The sequence below is a fragment of the Microcystis sp. M090S1 genome, from assembly GCF_020246295.1.
GTDB lineage: Bacteria > Cyanobacteriota > Cyanobacteriia > Cyanobacteriales > Microcystaceae > Microcystis > Microcystis aeruginosa.
Genome location: NZ_JADBTF010000479.1, coordinates 1 through 21,087 on the forward strand (window position 1 = coordinate 1; position 21,087 = coordinate 21,087).

The 21,087-nt window shown below is 43.9% G+C and carries 14 protein-coding genes; 9 read left to right on the top strand and 5 right to left on the bottom strand.

Going from position 1 to position 21,087, the window contains the following annotated elements:
- The first annotated feature begins 523 nt into the window (after positions 1–523).
- On the top strand, positions 524–925 hold the full coding sequence (locus IM477_RS21090) for a fasciclin domain-containing protein (RefSeq protein ID WP_002803963.1): 402 nt from the start codon (positions 524–526) through the stop codon (positions 923–925).
- Positions 926–1,088: 163 nt separating this feature from the next.
- A complete protein-coding gene (locus tag IM477_RS21095; RefSeq protein ID WP_287733345.1) occupies positions 1,089–1,358 on the top strand; it encodes a hypothetical protein in 270 nt (89 codons plus the stop codon).
- 158 nt (positions 1,359–1,516) lie between these two features.
- On the opposite strand, the gene glgB is transcribed toward IM477_RS21095, so the two are convergent.
- The 3 genes from glgB to psbH all read right to left on the bottom strand — a co-directional run bounded on the left by glgB (position 1,517) and on the right by psbH (position 4,681).
- A complete protein-coding gene (gene glgB, locus IM477_RS21100; RefSeq protein WP_287733346.1) occupies positions 1,517–3,793 on the bottom strand; it encodes a 1,4-alpha-glucan branching enzyme in 2,277 nt (758 codons plus the stop codon).
- A gap of 340 nt (positions 3,794–4,133) precedes the next feature.
- Positions 4,134–4,382 carry a TatA/E family twin arginine-targeting protein translocase gene (locus IM477_RS21105; RefSeq protein WP_061430888.1) on the bottom strand — a complete coding sequence of 83 codons (249 nt, stop codon included), beginning with the start codon at positions 4,380–4,382 and terminating at the stop codon, positions 4,134–4,136.
- Between the two features lie 104 nt (positions 4,383–4,486).
- A complete protein-coding gene (gene psbH, locus IM477_RS21110) occupies positions 4,487–4,681 on the bottom strand; it encodes a photosystem II reaction center phosphoprotein PsbH (RefSeq protein ID WP_002736544.1) in 195 nt (64 codons plus the stop codon).
- 495 nt (positions 4,682–5,176) lie between these two features.
- On the opposite strand from psbH, the gene IM477_RS21115 reads away from it, so the two are divergent.
- From IM477_RS21115 to IM477_RS21130, 4 genes are all read left to right on the top strand, one after another.
- Entirely contained in the window at positions 5,177–5,776 is a 600-nt protein-coding gene (locus tag IM477_RS21115; RefSeq protein WP_287733347.1) for a superoxide dismutase, read from the top strand.
- Positions 5,777–5,958: 182 nt separating this feature from the next.
- Positions 5,959–6,753 (top strand): alpha/beta fold hydrolase, encoded by a 795-nt coding sequence (locus tag IM477_RS21120; RefSeq protein ID WP_287733348.1) that lies wholly within the window; start codon positions 5,959–5,961, stop codon positions 6,751–6,753.
- Positions 6,713–7,609 carry a tRNA (5-methylaminomethyl-2-thiouridine)(34)-methyltransferase MnmD gene (locus tag IM477_RS21125; RefSeq protein ID WP_287733349.1) on the top strand — a complete coding sequence of 299 codons (897 nt, stop codon included), beginning with the start codon at positions 6,713–6,715 and terminating at the stop codon, positions 7,607–7,609. The genes IM477_RS21120 and IM477_RS21125 overlap by 41 nt, the downstream gene beginning before the upstream one ends.
- A 275-nt stretch (positions 7,610–7,884) precedes the next feature.
- Positions 7,885–11,055 carry a pentapeptide repeat-containing protein gene (locus tag IM477_RS21130; protein ID WP_287733350.1) on the top strand — a complete coding sequence of 1,057 codons (3,171 nt, stop codon included), beginning with the start codon at positions 7,885–7,887 and terminating at the stop codon, positions 11,053–11,055.
- A gap of 212 nt (positions 11,056–11,267) precedes the next feature.
- On the opposite strand, the gene IM477_RS21135 is transcribed toward IM477_RS21130, so the two are convergent.
- A complete protein-coding gene (locus IM477_RS21135; RefSeq protein ID WP_287733351.1) occupies positions 11,268–13,460 on the bottom strand; it encodes a molybdopterin oxidoreductase family protein in 2,193 nt (730 codons plus the stop codon).
- Positions 13,461–14,031: 571 nt separating this feature from the next.
- Here IM477_RS21135 and dnaX point away from each other — a divergent pair.
- Positions 14,032–17,286 (top strand): DNA polymerase III subunit gamma/tau, encoded by a 3,255-nt coding sequence (gene dnaX, locus IM477_RS21145; RefSeq protein ID WP_353845568.1) that lies wholly within the window; start codon positions 14,032–14,034, stop codon positions 17,284–17,286.
- 87 nt (positions 17,287–17,373) lie between these two features.
- A complete protein-coding gene (gene grxD, locus IM477_RS21150) occupies positions 17,374–17,697 on the top strand; it encodes a Grx4 family monothiol glutaredoxin (RefSeq protein WP_002761995.1) in 324 nt (107 codons plus the stop codon).
- 350 nt (positions 17,698–18,047) lie between these two features.
- Here the strand turns inward: grxD and IM477_RS21155 are convergent, their stop codons facing one another.
- A complete protein-coding gene (locus IM477_RS21155) occupies positions 18,048–19,796 on the bottom strand; it encodes a mechanosensitive ion channel family protein (RefSeq protein WP_287733354.1) in 1,749 nt (582 codons plus the stop codon).
- 259 nt (positions 19,797–20,055) lie between these two features.
- Here IM477_RS21155 and lipA point away from each other — a divergent pair, with 259 nt between their 5' ends.
- Positions 20,056–20,940, top strand: a complete 885-nt coding sequence (gene lipA / locus IM477_RS21160; protein WP_287733352.1) for a lipoyl synthase — start codon at positions 20,056–20,058, stop codon at positions 20,938–20,940.
- The last annotated feature ends 147 nt before the right edge of the window (positions 20,941–21,087 follow it).

A 21,087-nucleotide genomic window follows, 5' to 3' on the forward strand; every position in this document is an offset into this window, starting at 1 on the left:
ATAAAACTACACAAAAAAAAGATCATCGTTGCCCGTGAAATTGACTGATTTACCCGTCTTAATTAGGATCACCCTGTAGGTGTGGCAAGGGTTTCAACCATTGCTACCCAAAAAAGCACAGAATAACCCATTATGAAATTCAGTAAAATCGCTGTAACCATTGTAACATCGTTGTTAAATAAAAATCTTTCTCAATTAATTCTTAAGAATTTGTAAATATTGCGAAATGTTAATTTAAATATTCTCAAGTTTTTGGAGTTAATAAATAATTTTTGCTTATCTTTGATCAAAATTGGGTTAGAAGTCAGGAGTCGGGTGATAGGGTGATAGGGTTTTGGGGTGTTGGGGTGTTAGGGTTTTAGTTGAAATTCCCCCACTTCCCCACTTCCCCACTTCCCCACTTCCCCCCTTCCCCACTTCCCCACTTCCCCACACCCCACACCACTTCCCTAGAACGATCTTTGGGACAAGATTAAGTTTAAAATCTGAAATAGATGATTTTTTTCAGGATCGAGTCAAGTTTATGGCAGATATTGTCGATATTGCGGTCAGTGCCGATAATTTTAAAACTCTAGTGACGGCGGTACAAGCGGCTAATCTTGTGGATGCCCTAAAAAGTCCCGGCCCGTTCACGGTTTTTGCCCCCACCGATGAAGCTTTTGCCAAATTGCCCCCCGGGACGATTACAACCCTAGTGCAGAATATCCCCCAATTAACCCGAATTCTCACCTATCACGTCGTTGCGGGCAAATATATGCAGGAAGATTTGGCGAAATTGGCTGTAGTGACTTCTCTAGAGGGTTCACCGATTCCCATCGATTGTAGCGAAGGTTTTGAGGTGAAAAATGCCACGGTTGTCGCAGGTAATATCGAGGCGGATAATGGTGTAATCCACGTCATCGATACGGTGATCCTGATGGGTTAGTTTTTGACCGGCTTTTCCCCGGGCTGCATCCAGGGCAAATCTGTCTTATTTAGTAACCAAATATACAGAAACTTTTGCTTGTTTATGGGTTCGATGATCGACGGAGGAAAATGCCCACTTTCTGCGGTTATAAACAAGATAATTCCCGCTAAGGAGTACGCCAATGAAGACCTTAGAATTTCTCTCGGAACTAAATGCCGCACCGCAAGGATGGGGATTCTGGATTGATCGTCAGCAGATCGAAGCCAACCACGTCGGTCAATATTCCTTTGAGAATGATCGTTTGCCAAAAAGTTTTGTTCATATCGGTAGTCTCGCTGAATTAGCTCACCAACGACAAAAATATATTCTTAGCCATCTCGATAGTAATGGCAACGTGGAAGAACTCGCTCAAGAATGGGTGCAAACACTGCTCGCTAATATAACAACTTAATAGTTTCTGGAAAATTCAGCCAAAAAAGAGGCCACTTTCCGCAAGATGGCCTCTAAATTTTTTTGTTAGGGGTTGGGGTGTTGGGGTTTTAGGGTTTTAGGGTTTTAGTTGAATTCCCCCATTCCCCCATTCCCCCATTTCCCCATTTCCCCACTTACCTATTCCCCAGAAGCATGAGGACCGATTTTGAGAACTAAAACCCCTAAAGGTGGTAAACAGAGATCGATCGAGTAGGGACGGCTATGATAGGACCATTCCTCTGACCATTTACCACCGAGGTTGCCCATATTGCTACCGCCATATTTACCCGCATCGCTGTTAAAGATTTCCTGATAAAAACCGGGATGGGGTACACCAACGCGATAATGGCTGTGGGGTTGGGGAGTAAAATTACAGACCACCACCAGAAACTCCTGCCAATTTTTGCTCCAGCGCAGGAAAGAAACGACGCTATGACTATTATCACTACAGTCGATCCACTCAAAGCCATCCTGACCAAAATCCTGGGTATATAAAGCAGGTTCACTCTTATAGGTGGCGTTCAAATCTGAGAAAAAGCGTTTTAGCTGTTGATGGGGTTGATGCTGCAAAAGACCCCACTCCAAATCACCCCAAACATTCCACTCACTCCACTGGCCAAATTCCATGCTCATAAACATGGTTTTCTTGCCGGGGTGGGTAAACATATAACTAAATAATGCCCGGACATTGGCGAATTTTTGCCACTCATCCCCCGGCATTTTGCCAATCATATTACTTTTGCCGTGAACCACTTCATCGTGGGACAAAGCCAGCATATAATTCTCGCTGTGGTTATACCACATACTAAAAGTGACATTATTTTGATGGAATTGACGGAACCAAGGATCCATGCCGAAATAATCGAGCATATCGTGCATCCAGCCCATATTCCACTTCAAATTAAAGCCTAAACCGCCCATATAGGTGGGCCAGGACACCATCGGCCAAGCGGTGGATTCTTCGGCAATAGAGAGAATTCCGGGGAAATAGCTAAAAATTACATGATTGACTTGACGCAGGAATTCCGCAGCTTCTAAATTTTCCCGGCCACCGTACTCGTTAGCCACCCATTCCCCATCTTTACGACAATAATCGAGATAGAGCATGGAAGCCACCGCGTCCACGCGAATGCCGTCAATATGGTACTTATCGAACCAAAAAAGAGCATTAGCGACGAGGAAATTTCTGACTTCGTTGCGACCGTAGTTAAAAATTAAGGTTCCCCATTCCTTGTGTTCCCCTTTGCGCGGGTCGCCGTGTTCGTAAAGATGAGTACCATCAAAGAAAGCTAACCCGTGGCCATCTTTGGGGAAGTGACCAGGGACCCAATCCACTAGCACACCAAGGCCATTTTGGTGACATTGATCGACAAAATACATGAAATCTTCAGGATTGCCGTAGCGACTGGTGGGGGCAAAATAACCCGTCACTTGATAACCCCAAGAACCATCAAAAGGATGCTCGGTGATCGGTAATAATTCGATATGGGTGTAACCTAATTCTTTAACGTAGGGAATTAGTTTTTGGGCTAACTCGTGGTAACTCAAAAAGCGCGCCCCAGTGTTCCATTCCGACACGGGAACCGCTTCCCCGGACCCAGAAAGTAAACGGGGGGGTTCGGCACTAGAAGCGTGCAGCCAAGAACCGAGGTGTAATTCGTAAACGGAAACCGGTTGAGTTAAAGGATCGCTATGGCGGCGTTTTTCCATCCAATCGCTATCATCCCAAGTATAGCTATCTAAATTAGCCACGATCGAGGCGGTTTTCGGGCGTACTTCTTGGGCAAAACCGTAGGGATCAGATTTTTCGTAAATATGACCTTCCCAATTTTTGATCTCGTATTTATATTTAGTGCCAACACCGATTTCTGGGATAAACAATTCCCAGACCATATTATTACGTTTCCGCATTTGGTGATCACGACCATCCCAGTTATTGAAATCACCAATAATCGAGACGTTGCGGGCATTAGGGGCCCAAACTGCGAAATAAACCCCTTTAATACCCTCGATTTCAGCTAAATGCGCCCCTAATTTTTCATAAATGCGGTGATGGTTGCCCTCCCCAAACAGATGTAAATCAAAATCGCTGAGTTTGGCAGAACGGAAGGCATAGGAATCATAGATTACCCGTTCCTGTTCCCCCTCGTGGATGCGTAATTGATAATTGTTCAGTTCACTGATATCGATGACGCACTCGAAAAAATGGGGATGATAAGCGGTCTTCATGGGATATTCTTGTCTTTGGGACGGTAAAATAACCCAAGCGGCCGTGGTTTTCGGTAAATAGGCTCTAACAACCCATTTATTTACTTTTCCTTCTTCTAGGGGATGGGCCCCCAAAACCTCAAAGGGATCGTGATGGAGGTTGTTGACGATTTGATGGACTTGTTCGGGGGATACCACTATAGACATTCATTTACCACTCTTGACATCTACAATACTTATAGCAAGGAAATAGTCATTTTTTTGTTGCCTTCTGGGAATTCTCAAACTGATGGTATATTCTGCCTACTCATTCAACTATGGCCGTGACTGCTGCCAAAATTATCGTCATTGAAGACGATTTTGCGCTCCGAAACCTGATTTCCCCCTTTCTCGGTCAAAAAAACTAACAAGTAGAAATGGCGGCCGATGGTAAAACTGCCAATTTATTCCGGCTCTGGTCAATCTCGATGTTAATCTAGCGGATAGCCTCGAATTTGATCTACAAATTTATCGCCCAATCTTCTTCCTTTTTATCTCTACACAGTTCTTAACTGGAACGAGTTTGATCGCTAGGAGATTGACTTTCCTCTAATTGAGCTTTGATTTTTACCGAGTCTTCAATCTGCTCGGCCTCTCGCTTAAATTCACTTTCAAATTCCTTTGATGCTTCTTGAAATCCTCGAATCGTTTTGCCTAAACTGCGACCGATTTCTGGTAATTTTTTCGGTCCGAAAACTAGCAGGGCAATCAAGAGAATTAACCCCATTTCCGGTAATCCAATCCCAAAAATATTCATTTTTTTGCTCCTAATAAAAAACTCGCGGTGGGCAATAACCCACCTGCCAAAGTCCGAGGGATAATTCTGCCGCCAAAAATGGCGACGAGATTGTTGGAATCTGCTTACTGACCCCAATCTACATTAAATCCTTCTAAAATTAGGGAGGAGTTGTAGATCTGTAAAATAATCAGCAAAAAGACTAAAAACAGAGCCATAAAAACTCCCATCAGCAAGGTAGTTCCCCAACCGGGAGAAACTTTACCATATTCCGAGTTGAGGGGACGAAGGATTTCACCTAAGCGTGTACGCTGTGCCATAAGTTACCAAGAAAGATCTGTAAATGATAATTTTGTATTGATCCGTAATTTGACGAAGTGCCAACCGGTCAACCCAGTGAGATAAAATCTACTGCTGTTTCCAGTGGAGCTTTTTTGGTCTAATTCCTAACGGAATCGTTTTTCGCCTGCCCTGCCACGCCCACAAGAATCTGCAAGCGCCTACAGTACGGGAATTATTCTAACATTGTTTGGTGATCTTCTTAGGATTTAGGAGATGGTCGATGGGAGGATTTTTCAGTTATCAGTAATCAGTTATCAGTTATCGGTGAGGGGTTGGAGTTGAGGTGATGGGGGAGAAGGGAGATGGGAGAAAAAAGCTGATCGATCAGTGATCACTGATCAAGTCTCCTTCGGTGCTATGATTGAGGATGTAAAGTTTTATTGCAAAGGTATTCGTCTTGGTTAAGCTGAATACTGACAAAAGGTTAACAACACTACCTTAAACAAGCTCTCAAGAGAGGATACAGAGAACACATGGCTTACACACTTCCCCCTTTACCCTACGATTACACTGCCTTAGAGCCTTGTATCACCAAAAGTACCCTAGAATTCCACCACGACAAGCACCACGCCGCTTATGTCAATAACTATAACGGTTTGGTCAAAGATACGGAACTCGATGCTCTCTCTTTAGAAGAAGTTATCGTTAAGGTTGCCGGTGATGCTTCTAAAGCTGGGGTTTTCAACAATGCCGCCCAAGCATGGAATCATAGTTTTTATTGGGACTGCATGAAACCGGCGGGTGGTGGCACGCCTACTGGTGCTTTAGCCGATAAAATTAACGCAGATTTCGGTAGTTTCGAGAAATTTGTCGAAGCTTTCAAAACTGCGGGCGCTACTCAATTCGGTAGTGGTTGGGCTTGGTTGGTTCTCGATAACGGTACTCTCAAAGTTACCAAAACCGGCAACGCTGACAATCCTTTAACCGCCGGACAGGTTCCCCTCTTAACTATGGATGTGTGGGAACACGCTTATTATCTCGACTACCAAAATCGTCGTCCCGATTACATCAGCGACTTTTTAACTAAGTTGGTTAATTGGGATTTCGTGGCTGCTAATTTAGCGGCGGCCTAAAAATTTGGCTCAGTTAATCAGTTATCAGTTATCAGTTATCAGGGGTTGGCGAGCAGAGAGAAACCATCCATAAGTTGGGGGTTAGTCTTACTATTAAAACTGGCAAATCTCTCTAATATTAATTATCCTTAAAATGGATAACCAGAAAAAACTTTTTTAACATCGATCGCGCTTCTCGCACCATGGAACAACCTGTCAGTTGGATTATTCCCCGTCATCCCCGTCCCGATTATCCCCTGTTTGTATTTTTACCCGGAATGGATGGCAGCGGCCAACTATACTATCGTCAGATTAAAAACCTTGCCCCTTACTTCGATCTACGTTGTTTGGTGATTTCCCCGCAATATCTCGGTGATTGGGAGGAATTAAGCACCCTCGTGATCGCTTTATTGGAACAGGAATTAAAGCGACAATCGAGAAAAGTCTATCTCTGCGGTGAGTCTTTTGGCGGCTGTTTAGCCTTGAAAATAGCAACAAAATCACCAAAATTAATTAAAAAACTGATTTTAATTAACCCTGCTTCTTCTTTTAATCAAAGACCTCTTTTAAGCTTGGGAATCGGTATCACCCAGATGATGCCCGATTTCATCCACGGCAGCTCGGCCCTGACTATTTTACCCTTTCTGGCCGCTCTGGGTCGAATATCCCGGGAAGATCGCCGCTCTCTCCTCAAAGCCATGCAATATGTCCCACTGAAGACGATTAGCTGGCGTTTATCCCAGTTACAACGGTTTCAGGTTAGTGCCAGCGAGTTAAAACGTCTGCAATTGGGGGTGTTAGTGATAGCCAGTCAAGGCGACCGACTGTTACCATCGGTAGCGGAGGCTAAACGCCTAATTCAGCAGTTACCCGCGGCAAAATTAACGATTCTGCCCCATAGTGGTCACGCTTGCCTGCTGGAAACCGATATTCATCTCAAAGACATTCTCCATCACCATGCTTGTCTCCCCCGAAGCCTACCCGCAAAAAGTCACTGAGGATGGTTCTTATACCTTTTTTTCGACCGAATTCGGCGAATGTTATCATTCTACCTCTGGGGCAAGGGAAGAAGCCGAGAAAAAATTTATCCTCTCTAGTCGTCTGACAGCAAAAGCAGACCAGAGCAATAATCTGAAAATTCTTGACATTTGTTACGGCTTAGGGTATAATACCGCCGCGGCCTTAGCGGCCATTTGGCAAGTTAGGGGGGATTGTCGGGTAGAATTATTAGCTTTGGAAAGCGATCGAGTGGTTCCCCTAGCAGCTATTAGAGAAAATCTCTTAAATAGTTGGAGTCAACCAATTCCCGAATATTTAAATGATTTTGCCCATAATCACCGGCTAGACCTGCCTAATCTCACCGCTAAACTGTTAATCGGGGATGCGCGACAGACGATAACCAAGGTGATTGACGCGGGTTTTCAAGCGGAGGCAATTTTTCTCGACCCCTTTTCCCCGGGTAAATGTCCGCAACTGTGGACGGTGGAGTTTTTAGCTTTAGTGGCGAAATGCCTGAGTCCGACGGGTTATTTAGTCACCTATTCCTGTGCTGCCTCGGTGCGAAGGGCTTTACAATTAGCAGGATTGCAGATTGGGGCCACCGATAGCGTCGGGCGGCGATCGCCAGGGACAATAGCCAGTTTTTTGTCCTTACCCCCATCTCTATCGGCACAGGAATGGGAACATCTGCAAACTAAAGCCGCTATTCCCTATCGAGACGCGACTTTAACCGACCCAGCCGAAGTGATTATACAACGTCGTCGCAGCGAACAGGCACTCTGTGACTTAGAACCGACTAGCCACTGGAAAAAACGTTGGCAAAGATCGGTTAGTTCGATCGCAATCTCGGAATGAGAATAGTGTAGTTAAATGCCTGAGAATTCGGGCTTTTGTTTAAGAAAAATTAAGCATCCTGCTGATCGGCTTGTTTTTTTTAGGCTGGATTAGATAGCATGGGTGTAAACAGGACGTTATCTGCACAAAAAAGGTTCCCCGATCAGATAGATTTTTTGATTAAACAAATTCAGCCTTAAGGCGATCAAGAGCAACCCTTCTTAACGATAAGTTTGCCGATCTAGTATATTTCTATTGTGTTTTTCGTGATCTAGTATTAGCCGGAGGACAGGAAAATGAGTAATAAGAACAACCCAAAATATGAAGAAATCAAAGGTAAACTGGAAAGGATTATCCCCTTGCCAGAACCGCAGCGAACTCTGGCTCTACATCGTATAGCAACGGAGCAGAAAGAAAGTTTTGACGAGATCCAAAAATATTTTAATCGGCGTATCGAGGAAAAGATTAATGAAAAATTAGACAGCATTAAAGATGAAAAAGATAATATTAAAAAGTTAAGGATTTTAAAAGAACTGTCAGAGTCTAATTTTTGGGGTTTTTCTTTAGATGAGTATAAGGACTTACTAAAACAAACCAAGATTTTATCGGAAGAAGAAATTAACAATAGAATAAAAGAAATTAAGCAAAAAGCGAAAGGGTCTATTCAAGAAGCCATCTACTTACAAAAGCTATCAGAAGATAGTGGCTTATCCCCAGAAGAATGCAAAAATTTATTAAATCAATCCCGATTTGATTGGACTGATTTTGAGCTTATCCTCAAAATAGCCTCAATTGTTACTGCTTTAGGGATTTTTGCCGGTGTAATCACCTATTGGTGGGAAACGGATAAACGACGAGCGCAAGAGAATAATGATGCTTGGACTGTTCTCCGTTCAGCGAAAGAAGATCCTGCTAGTAACGGAAGAATTGATGCCTTGGAGTCTCTCAGTAGTGGTTGTAAAATGCCAGAAAATATATTCACTTGGCTATTAACAAAAGTTGGGATGCAAGAGGATTGTGTCAGATTGGTGGGGGTAAATCTCAAATCAGCTAATCTACCCAGAGTTGATATGTCAAATAATGATCTATCCAAGGCACAATTACAGAATGCCAATCTTGACGGAGCAAACCTCAAGGATGCCGATCTAGAGGGGGCCGATTTAACTGGAGCGAGTCTCAGAAAAGCTGACCTAACGGGAGCCGATTTCAGAGGGGCAAATTTACAGGATGTTAACCTGTCCAATGCCATTTTAAATGGAGCAAAGATCACCAATGCTAATCTAGAGGGAGCTAATTTATCTAATGCAGATTTGAGAAATACTAATCTGCTGAACACTTCTTTAAAAGATGCACGTGTTGAAAATGCAATATATAACTTTAATACTCAACCTTTTAGTTGGTATCCATCAGAAGAAAAAAACTATTTAATCTGTGATCGTGAAAAAGACGAAAAAGATATTAAAAATGAATGTAAGTCTCTCCAATTAAACCAAGCAGATTTACCGGAAGTAGATCTGAGCAACACCTATTTACAAAAAGCGAAGCTAAGTCACGCTAATCTCAGAAATACCAAGTTAATTAATGCTGATTTGAGGGACGCTGATTTAACCTACGCAGATATCCGAGGGGCTGATTTTACCAGTGCTGTCTTGAAAGGTGTTAAGATCGATCATGCGATCTACGATGATCGTACTAAACTCGATAAAAGCATCTTTTTCAATCAGGCAAAGTTTTACAAAATTAGCTCTTTTAATCCCCTAAAAAGAGACTTGCAGCCAGCACAGAAGGACTTAAAAGATGCCGAGCTAATAGGGGCAGATCTCCGAAAAGCTGATTTAAGAGGAGTGGATTTAACAGGTGCAAATCTGGAGGGTGCTGATTTAAGAGGGGCGAATTTAGAGGGGGCTAAATTAGATAATGCTGAATTAAAGGGTGTTCTTTATGATATAGAAACGAAACTGGATGTTAAACGAGAAAAATTAATGGCTGCTAAAGCTTATTACATTGAAAATATAAGTCCCGACAATCCTGGAGATTTAGCGGGAATAGATTTATCCAATCGAGATTTGGAAAAAACTCCTTTAGGAAGAGTCAACCTTACTGGGGCCAAATTGGGGAAAGTCAACCTGATTAGTGCTGATTTGCAGGGAGCTAATTTAAGTTCTGCTACACTGCTAAAAGCTGATTTATCCCGTAGTAATCTTAGTCAGTCTTACCTGAACTTTGCCAACCTTGAACGTGCTAACTTAAGTGGTGCTGATCTAAAAAAAGCTTCCCTCATCGAAGCTAATCTTAAAAATGCTCGTTTAAAAAGCTATCTGGATGCTAAAACCAATCTACAGGATGCAGTTTTAATTAAGGCAATTTTAGAATTAGCAGATTTAAAAGACGCAGTGTTAATTAATGCTAACTTAATGATGGCAAATCTCAAAGAAGCTAACCTAAAACAAGCGGATTTAAGACAGGCTAACCTAGAACACGCCGACTTGAGTTATGCCGATCTTACGGAAGCCGATTTAAGCGGTGCTAACTTAGAAAATGCTGACTTAAGAGGAGCAAATTTAATTAAGGTTAAAGTTGATAGCAGAACTAATTTTAAGGGAGCATTAATTAATGAAGAAACCAAGTTAGATTTTGATAGAACCAACAGTAACTTTAATGAAGTTGCCAAAAAATATGAAGAACTTTTAAAAGTAGTTTATTTTATTACTCGACATCGCCAGTCTTCTTTACCTTTTGTATCTTCTTCAATTGTTAGACAGCCATGGGATGCAAAAATAGAAAACCTAAGTTGGTTTCCGACATCGAACAATTATAAAGGATTAATTGATTTACCAAAGAATCTTGAGAATTGTCAAGCAAAAATCAACTTAACCGACATCGACTTATCCGATCGAGATTTAACTAAAATCAACTTATCCTGTGTAGATTTAACCAAGATTAGTAAGAAAGAATTGAAAAATACTATTCTAGAAAAAGCTAATTTAATTGGAGTTAATTTAAGAGGTGTTAGTTTGGAGGGAGCGAAATTAGATAAAGCTATTTACGATCAGAGAACAATTAGCACGGTCGATCTAAAATATCAAAGCTTATTTAAGCGAGCTTATAAAATTGCACCCAAGTCAAATTTGTCTGAAGCTGACTTATCCGATCAGGTTTTAGATGGCTTATATTTACAAGATGCTATTTTAGAAAAGGCAGAATTGCCAAAAGCGCATTTAATAGGCACACAATTACAAGATGCTATTTTAAAAGATGCCAATTTAACCGGTGCAATTTTAAAAGATGCCGATTTAACCGGTGCAGATTTTACCGGTGCAAAGCTAAAAGAAGTGATCGGATTAACAGTCACACAACTTGAAACTGTTAAAAGTCTCAAAGACGCTCAATTTAGCCCTGAATTGTGTAAAGCTGTTCGAGAGGAACTCAAAGAAACTAAGGGTAAAATTGCCGATTGTCCCCAATGACCTAGTTAGGGTTTGCTCAATAAATCTAAAAACCTTGTTGGGTAAGACTTTTAGACTTTTTTCCCATCAAAAAGTGCCAGACATTGGGGTGATCGGGGGGGGAAAATTTAGGCACTTTTTCCCTGAAAATTAGGTAATTGACCCCCTGAAAATGGGTAAAACCCCACACCCTACACCCTACACCCCACACCCTGTCCCCAGGAAAAATTTTTTCAGCTAACCCTAACTAAAGACTTGATCGGGATTAATTTGACGGCACAAGCTTTTAATTCTGGTTGCAGGGAAATCGGACAAGCGGCCGGATGGGTGAGACTATTAGCCTCAGCATTTTCTGCCCATAAAGCCCCCCAGTGCATCGGCACAAAGACACAATTAGGAGCAATTGCTTTGGTAATTAAAGCGGGAAAACGGGCAAAACCGCGACGAGAACGCACCTCCACCCATTCCCCAGCTTCTATGTCCAATTTTGCCGCATCTTGGGGATGAATTTCCAGAAAAGGTGCGGGGTGCATTTTGACAATTTTCTCGATGCGGCCAGTGCGGGTTTGGGTGTGCCAGTGACCGTACAAACGCCCCACGGTCAACACTAGGGGATAATCATCGTCCGGGGGTTCCGCTAAACCTTTACTGTGGTAAGCGGCGAAAACAGCACGACCATCGGCAGTATTAAATTTACCATCGGTATAAAGGCGTTTTGCGGCTGTTTTTTCGCTTTTATCGTCATCTTTAACTAAATTACCCAGTAATTCCCCGGAATTAGCGGTTTTAGGAGCGGAAATTTCATCGATGGAATCGGGCCACGGTCGGGGAGTCTCGGCCAGGCGCTCATAATTAATCGCCGTCATATCACAAGGACGTTTATATGTCAAGCGGATAAACTCGGAATATACCTCGGCGGAATCCTGAAAATTAAATTGTGCCTGAAACCCCAAACGGCGACCAACTTCCGCGAAAATTTGCCAATCGGCCTGAGCTTGACCGACGGGAGAGCGAAAAGCTTTATTTAACGTCACCACGCGCTCAGAATTGGTCATTGTTCCCGTTTTTTCGCCCCATTGGGCCGCTGGCAGTAATAAATGGGCGTAGGCACTGGTTTCTGTGGGATAGTAGGCATCCTGATAGATAGTAAAAGGTGATTTCAACAGGGCGGCCTTGGTGCGTTCTAGATCAGGCATACTAACAGCTGGATTAGTGGCGGCAATCCAGAGAAGTTTGACATCTCCCCTCTCCAAACCGGTAATCATACTCCAAGCATCGCGACCGGGGACCGGAGAAATCCGACCGGCGGGTAAACCCCAAGCTTGTTCCACTTCGGCCCGGTGTTGGGGATTTTTGACGGAACGATAACCGGGCAGAAGATGGCAGAGGCCGCCGGCTTCCCTTCCTCCCATGGCGTTGGGTTGTCCCGTTAGGGAAAAAGGACCGGCCCCCGGTTTACCGATATTAGCCGTCATTAGGTGTAAATTGATTAAAGTGCGGGCTTTGGCCGTGCCTTCGCTGGATTGATTGATACCCATCGACCAGAGGGAAAGCACTCTTTTCGATTCGGCCCAGTAGCGGGCAGCCTGTTCTAAATCCTCGATGGGGATACCGCATTTAGGGGCGACTATTTCGGGGGGATAATGGCGGATAATTTCGGCGTATTTGCGGAAGTCCCGGGTGCATTTATCGATAAAATAGGTATCGATCGCCCCCCAATTCAGTAACAGGTGGGCAATACCGTTAAATAGGTCAATATCGGTCCCCGGGTTAATGGCTAGGTGGAGAGTAGCGGCCTCGGCAGTTTTGGTGCTGCGGGGATCAACGACGATTAATTTCGCTTGTTTGTTGCCTTTGAGATACTTGTGCAGACGGTTAAAGATGATGGGGTGACATTCGGCCGTATTTGTCCCCACCAGAAAGGCACAATCGGTTAATTCTAGGTCATCGTAACAGCAGGGGGGACCGTCAGACCCGAAACTGTCCAGATAAGCGGCCACGGCCGAAGACATACAGAGACGGGAATTAGCATCAAAGTTATTGACTCCCAGACAGCCCTTGACCAGTTTTTGGGCGATGTAGTAATCTTCGGTGTGAAATTGTCCCGAACCGTATAAACAGATACTTTCCTTTTCCCCCTGAGCGATTAGAGTTTGGATACGGTTAACGATGCGATCGAAGGCCTCTTCCCAAGTACAAGGACGAAATTGACCTTGCAGGGAATCGCGGATCATCGGGGTTTTGAGGCGATTTTTATCGATTGATTCCGCTACGGTGGCCCCCTTGACACAGACCATACCTTGACTGGAGGGGTGGGACTTGTCCCCGAAGACTTTCCATGCTTGTCCGGCCGACGCGGGGGGGGTGACTGTCAAACCACAACCTACTCCACAGTAAGGACATTGGGTTTTTGTCGATTCAGTCATAAGCAGTTGGTCTGATTAGTGGCGCTGTCTTTAGGCATACTTAAGATAGTCGGCAGATTTTATCGGCAAAATTGTAGTTATTAATACAATTTATTAGATGCCTTAGCCAAATTGCCATTTTCGTGATGCAAATCGCGCATTAAACCTGGCTGGCGTTGTCAGATCAGAATAGGAAAGATGGAATGCAATCCTTGCTATCAAAGTAATTTCAGTTCCGGTGCTGATTCGGAGCATCTTTCAATTTGACAACGCCGACAACGCCTATTGTAGGGCTAATTCATGAATTAGCCCTACAGCTATTACCTAGCTATATTCCACTGCTAAATCGAGCGACTCTTGTTCCCCACTTAAGCCCGCCCTAAGGCACTATTCGTTCATTAAACACTATAGGAAAGATGCCATGGCATCTTTCCTATCAAAGTAATTTCAGTTCCGGTGCTGATTCGGAGCATCTTTCAATTTGACAACGCCAACTGGCTAGATAAAAAGCATACACTTGTTCTCGTGTTGAAAAAGAATCGGGATAGGATAATAGTAGTCTCTAGGGTGGGGAAAAAGTTTTCAGCCAGTCATGACCTACGAACCTCTACATCATAAGTATCGTCCCCAAACCTTTGCCGATTTGGTGGGACAATCAGCGATCGCCACGACCTTGAGTAATGCCTTAATCAGTGAGCGAATCGCCCCTGCATACCTATTTACTGGACCCAGAGGCACGGGAAAAACCTCCTCGGCGCGAATTTTAGCCAAATCCCTCAACTGTCTGTCTAGTGACCATCCGACACCGATTCCCTGCGGTAAGTGTTCCGTCTGTCAAGCGATCGCCAATGGTTCCGCTTTAGACGTGATCGAAATTGATGCCGCTAGTAATACCGGTGTAGATAACATTCGGGAAATTATCGAGCGATCGCAATTTGCCCCCGTCCAATGTCGTTATAAAGTCTATGTCATCGATGAGTGCCTGACTGGGGATAGCCTTGTTTTCACCGAAACGGGATTAATCCCCATTAATCATCCTGAGATTCTCGGAAAACGAGTTCTCAGTTACAACGAGAGCAGCGGAGAGTGGGAATATAAAAAAGTCCTGCGATGGCTAAACCGAGGCGTAAAAGCAACTTTAACCATTCAAACCAGAAATCGGACGATTAATTGCACTGGTAATCATTTGATTAGAACAGAAAAAGCATGGATACAAGCAAAAAATCTCAAAATCGGCGATCAGATCTTATCCCCTGTCAATGTGGCTGCGGGCAACTCATCTCTAAGTATGGAAGGGATGGACATAACCGACGTTTCGTTTCAGGGCATCAAAACTACGGCAATAGTAACGGAACAAGAGTCTATGACTTGGCCTCTATTTTGCAACAGGCTGAATCCATCAAGCCCTTTTGTCAGTGTGGCTGTGGGGAAAAACTGGAAATTCCCTTGTTTCTCCAACAAAAAGGCAGAGGGATCAAAAGTATTGAATCCTATTGGCAAAGACATCCTTACAAACAAGGACACGGTTTATGGGAAAAGCGAACCAAAAAATTACTGTTCCATCGAGAATCTTTGTCCTCAAACAGCCTCGGACTTATATACGGGACTTTACTCGGAGATGGAACTATCGATTACCCCAACCAAAACAGTCGATGGCCGAGAATACGCTGGAATCATGGCAGTAAACAACAAGAATGGCTTGAATACAAAGCCAGTCGTCTTCCAGAGTTACAAATTCAGTCACAAATCGTTGCCAACGGTGGATATGGAGAACTTTCAATCTATGCCCGCAGCGTTTGTCATCCCAGCCTTGGAGAAGTTTTCCAGATGGTCAGACCTCAAGGAGAACGAAAATTTGTTTCCCTCAATTGGCTGGAAAACATCACGCCCGAAGGACTGGCTTGGTGGTATATGGATGACGGATCACTCAGTATCACCCCTCACGGAAGCCGTTTTATCCAATTACACACGGAAGGATATTCCCCCCCCGAAAATCAACTTATTGCCGATTGGCTCACTCAAAGAGGTTACGCTACAAAAAGCCTATCCTATACTCGACACAGTACGGGGAAGATCTATCATTACCTCAAAATGGGAGCATCGGCCACAGCCCGATGGATTGCCGATTTACAACCCTATGCAATCCCCTCAATGGCTTACAAATTTCGAGGAAGTGATAGGGATTCAAGAAGGTGACACAGAAAGCGTCTATGACCTAGAAGTGGAGGACAATCATAATTTTGTTGCCAATGGGTTATTAGTTCATAACTGCCATATGCTCAGTACGGCGGCCTTTAATGCTTTGCTGAAAACTCTGGAAGAACCGCCGGATCGAGTGATTTTTGTGCTTGCTACCACCGATCCTCAGCGTGTCTTGCCTACCATCATCTCCCGTTGTCAACGCTTTGATTATCGCCGTATTGCTCTCGATGCGATGGTGGCACACCTGCAAAAAATCGCCCAAATAGAAGCGATCGATATTAACCTAGAAGCATTAACCCTTGTGGCTCAGATCGCTAACGGTGGTTTACGGGATGCGGAAAGTCTCCTCGATCAATTAAGTTTACTCGCAGGAACGATTACGGCCGAGCGAGTCTGGGATTTGGTCGGTGCAGTACCCGAAAGAGACCTCTTAACCCTACTTAAAGTCATTCATGGCAATATTCCCGATCAAGTTATCGAACAATGTCGCCATCTGATGAATCGCGGTAAGGAACCTTTAATCGTCTTGCAAAATCTAGCAGGATTCTATTTAAACCTACTTTTAGCCAAAACCGCCCCTAATCGTCCAGAAATGGTGGCTGTCACTGCTCCCACTTGGCAGGATTTGTGTAAGGAAGCGCGTACTTGGTCTTTAGAGGAAATTCTCCGCGGTCAACAACTTCTTAAAGACAGCGAAACACAACTAAAAAACACCACTCAACCCCGTCTCTGGTTAGAAGTCACTCTATTAGGACTGTTACCGCAAGCACAGGTGATTCCTCTAGTTGCCACGGTAGCGCCTTCCCGTCCCCAAACCAGCGTCGAGAGGCCCCCTGAAGTGATCACAGCGCCGGCGCCAGTTAATGAACCGATAAAACCGCCAGTTATCACCCCGACAACTAGGGTCGAAGTGCCGAAAACTGAGGTTAAAACTGTTGCCAGTGATGACAATCATGAACAAATTTGGCAGCGGGTTTTAGAAGTAATGGAACCCCCCACTACTCGCACTCTCCTACGTCAGCACGGCAGTCTTTTTAATATGGAAGAATCGAGTGCTTATTTAAGCATATCTTCGGAACAATTATTAAAAATGGCCCGGCTACGATTGACTAATATTGAGTCAGCTTTCGAGGCAGTTTTTCAGCGCCGGATTAAAGTTCATTTACAGGTAGGTTCCGCCACTGCTGCCATGGCTGCAGAAGTTTCCCCATCCCCGGCGGCCAGGATACAACCACCACCAGAAAACGCACCAACCCCACCAATAACTCCCGAAAATAAAGTTATGACTGTGGTGGATATTCCCCCGGTCAAAGAAGCAATTATCGAGAAAAAAGAAGCAAAGATCACCGCATCGGGAACCCCAAAAACTCCTAGCACAGAACTGCCCCAAAAAATCTTAAATTTTGATTCATCTTTAGAGACATTAGATCAAGATGTAGATATTAGTGAAATTTTGGCGGCCGCTCAAAAGTTAGCGAAATCTTTTGATGGTGAAGTGGTCAATATGGGTTATTCACTGCCAGAAAATTCGGACGCAGAAACTAAAGTTAATAAGTCTCTGGAAAATATGACTATCGTGCGCGGGAGACCTGATGTTAACGAAATTTTAGAGAGTTTGGAGGAGGACGAAGATCTTCCTTTTTAAAGCTATCCCAACGGCTTGTGCTAAACTAACAGGATATGCCACGTCTCAGGATTGGCTATTCTTGCTCAAATTCTAGCTACTAGACCTATGACACCCGAAACTAAGGCCAGAATCGATCAATTAGTCCAGAATAACAAAGTTCTTGTGTTCATGAAGGGCAATAAATTAATGCCTCAGTGTGGTTTCTCGAATAACGTCATACAAATTCTCAATATTCTGGGGGTTTCCTACGAAACTGTCGATATTCTCCAAGATCAGGAGTTAAGACAAGGAGTTAAGGAGTATTCCAATTGGCCGACTATTCCCCAAGTCTATATCAACGGTCAGTTTATTGGTGGTTCCGACATTATGATCGAACTCTATCAAAATGGGGAACTACAACAAATAGTCGAGGTAGCCTTAGCTTCCTAAAAATTTTCTAGGTTAGGTTAGCTATCCTAACCTAGTTTAAACCTACCAAACAGTAATCAGTGATCAGTGATCAGTAATCAGTGAAAAGACGGCAATTTTCTACTTAGGGTTTGCGGCAAAAAGTACGGGCGAAGCATTCGGGCAATAACCTATCGGTGAAACCGTAGATTTTCTATCCGAATGCTTCGCCCCTACAGGACGCGGAGTGATAACTGCTAACTGATAACAAATCCGTTTTTAATAGTGTGATTAACTCTCAAGTTATGAATTGTTTCTCCCTTCTCCCCACACCCTACACCCTACACCCCACTCTCCTATACCTTTTAAACAGGATTTAGTATCACTCCCCTTTAAAACTGTCCCTTGAATTCCTCTCTATCTTTTGCTATCAGGACACTTTGTTGGGGGATACCGATGTGAATTCCCTTCTCCTCAAAAGCAATCTTGAGACGACGACGATACTCTCTTTCTATATCCCATTGTCGTAATCTTTTGACGACAATTCTGAGCATAATTTCCATTCCCGTGTGAGAAACCCGACTAACACCAGCAACCTGCACGGGATTGATGATATCTTCTTGCCATTGTGGATCTGCAGCCATATTTTCAGCGATGGCTGCCATTAAAGCGATCGCCACATCTGGCTCGGTCTGATAGGCGACTTCGATGGTAAAATCGACCCGCGCCCAATCTTTACTGAGGTTGTGTGCGATAATAATTTGGTTATGGGCAATAGTGATTAAACGTCCATCGGCGGCCCGCAATTGAGTCGCTCGCAAACTCATATTTTCCACCAAACCAATAAACTCCTGAAACTGGATTATATCACCGACAGTGTACTGATCTTCAAAGACAATCAGAAAACCGTTCATCCAATCTTTTAAAAGATCCTGAAAGGCAAAGGTGAGCAATGCTCCCACTAAACCGGCTCCCGTGAGTAAAAAGGCGAAAGAAAGGCCTATCCAACTCAAAAAAATCAAAATTCCTAGAAAAATAGCGATAAATGTGATAATTTCTCGCCAAACTTCTAATAAAGTTGGAGCGCGCAGAATCCTCCTTTCCAAATTTTCGGAAAAAACCGCTCCTTCCTCTACCCACTCCCGTAGCCGAGAATTAACGTAGAGATTAATCATATTGCTCACTGATGTCAGCAGCAACCAGATAATAAAAATCCGTAAAGGAATACGAATTACCCCGCGTCCTTCTAGCCTAGTTTCAGGAAATACATACAAAATCGCCGCTATTCCGCCAAACCAAAGCAGTATCAGTCCAATAAGAGCCAGTCTTTTCCAGAGAATATTTAACGTCAGTTGTCGCTGAATATCAGCCTGTTGACGGAAATTAGAGGAATCTTCTAGAGAGGCTAAAATCGGTTCTTGGGAGCGATCTTTTCTGGGAGGGGAATTTCTGGGTAAATTCTGATCGGATTGACTTTTAGCTTGTTTTTTGAGGAGATTGAAGCGATTTCTTAAACGTTTCTGCCACCAAATTGATACCCAGCTTAAGAAAATTAGCCCCAAAATAATTATAGTGGCAGTCATTACCTGTTGCCGGCGAGGGGCGGGCTGACGTTCTTGCCAAGCTTGGATCAAAGCTGTTTGGATGATTTTAAGCCATCTGTCCGCTAAATCGGCAACAGAAGAAGAATCGATCAGGGCATCAACTTCTGTTACTGTCAGAATTACCTGTTGCGGTAAATTCTGGTTATCCTTGGCCACAATCACGGTTAAATTATTGAGAGTCGCCGTACTTACTTGCAGGGTTGTCGGATCGAAACCCCGATTGATAATATTATTTAAGCCCCTTTCAATGCGTCTAGCCCGTCTTTGTACTGGGGAGAGTTCCTGGGCCGCTTCCACCCTAGAAGCGGTAAAATCTTGGGAGGCAATCTGAAATAAGGCAAATCCATCTAAATACACAGAGACATATTCTATATCCCCGGCTACAAAAATCCTTGTCCCCGTGGGAGATGCAAATGGAACCAGAAAATTTTGGCCTAGGGATGGCAGGGTATTAAGAACAAATATACTAACCAAGAGGCAACCCGCCAATCCTTGAATGACCAGATTGAAAATTTTTCTCCGTTGCCGTCGTCCCATTGCCCAAGTTTCCTTTTTGATTAACAATGATCTTTACCCGCTTTCTCAGCTTATAGCAGTTATCTTAATGGTGAGATAGGAAGTTTTCGTTTTGGGGAGTCGGTTATCAGCTTTTTAGCTATCAGCCGTCAGCTTTTATTTATTCTCCCTTCTCTCTTCTCCCTTCTCCCTTCTACCCTCTCCCCAACCCCAACCCCTCACTGATAACTGATAACTGATTACTGATAACTGAAATCCCCAACACCCTACTTAACTTCTCATGTCCAATATTTCCCCAGAGTGGCGCGAGGAAATAACCTCTTTACCCCCTTGGTTACGGCGTTCGCTCGGCAAATCTAGCGAAATTTCCACGGTTCAGCGCATTATCAAACAAAGGAACATTCATACTATCTGCGAGGAGGGTCGCTGTCCCAATCGCGGCGAATGTTATGCCCAAGGTACGGCGACTTTTTTGTTGATGGGTCCCACCTGTACCCGGTCCTGTGCTTTTTGTCAAGTGGATAAGGGTCATGCACCCATGCCTCTCGATGTCGAGGAACCGCAAAAAGTGGCGGAAGCGGTGCAATTGTTAAATTTAAGTTACGTTGTCTTGACTTCTGTAGCCAGAGATGATATGGAAGACGGCGGAGCCAGTTGGTTCGTGCGGACGATGACAGCCATTCGCGAACTCAATCCCCACACTTTAATTGAAGTGTTAACCCCGGATTTTGCTGGAGGTAAGGGAAGTCAACAGGAACGGGTGGCGACGGTGGTAGGGGCAAAACCTGCCTGTTACAATCACAATATCGAGACGGTGCGCCGTTTGCAAGGACCGGTTAGACGCGGGGCTAAATACGATCGCTCTTTGGCGGTTTTGCGTTATGTTAAGGAAATCGATCGGTCAATTCCGACGAAATCTGGCTTAATGGTCGGTCACGGTGAGACAAAAGAGGAAATTATCGAGACTTTGGCAGATTTACGGGCGATCAACTGCGATCGAGTTACTATTGGTCAATATATGCGTCCTTCTCTGGAACATTTGCTCGTACAGAAATATTGGACTCCCGCAGAATTTAGCGAGTTTGGAGAAATTGCCCAAAAAATGGGGTTTTCTCAGGTTAGATCCGGCCCCCTAGTCCGCAGTTCCTATCATGCGGGAGAGTAAATCAGTGATCAGTTATCAGTTATCAGTTATCAGTTATCAGATGTAAGTTTTAAGTTAATTTTTGTAAATCTACCAAGTTGGGATTTTTACGGGGAAACTCTCGGCTAAAATTGGGCGTTACTTTCGATTTTATGACTCAATCCAAGC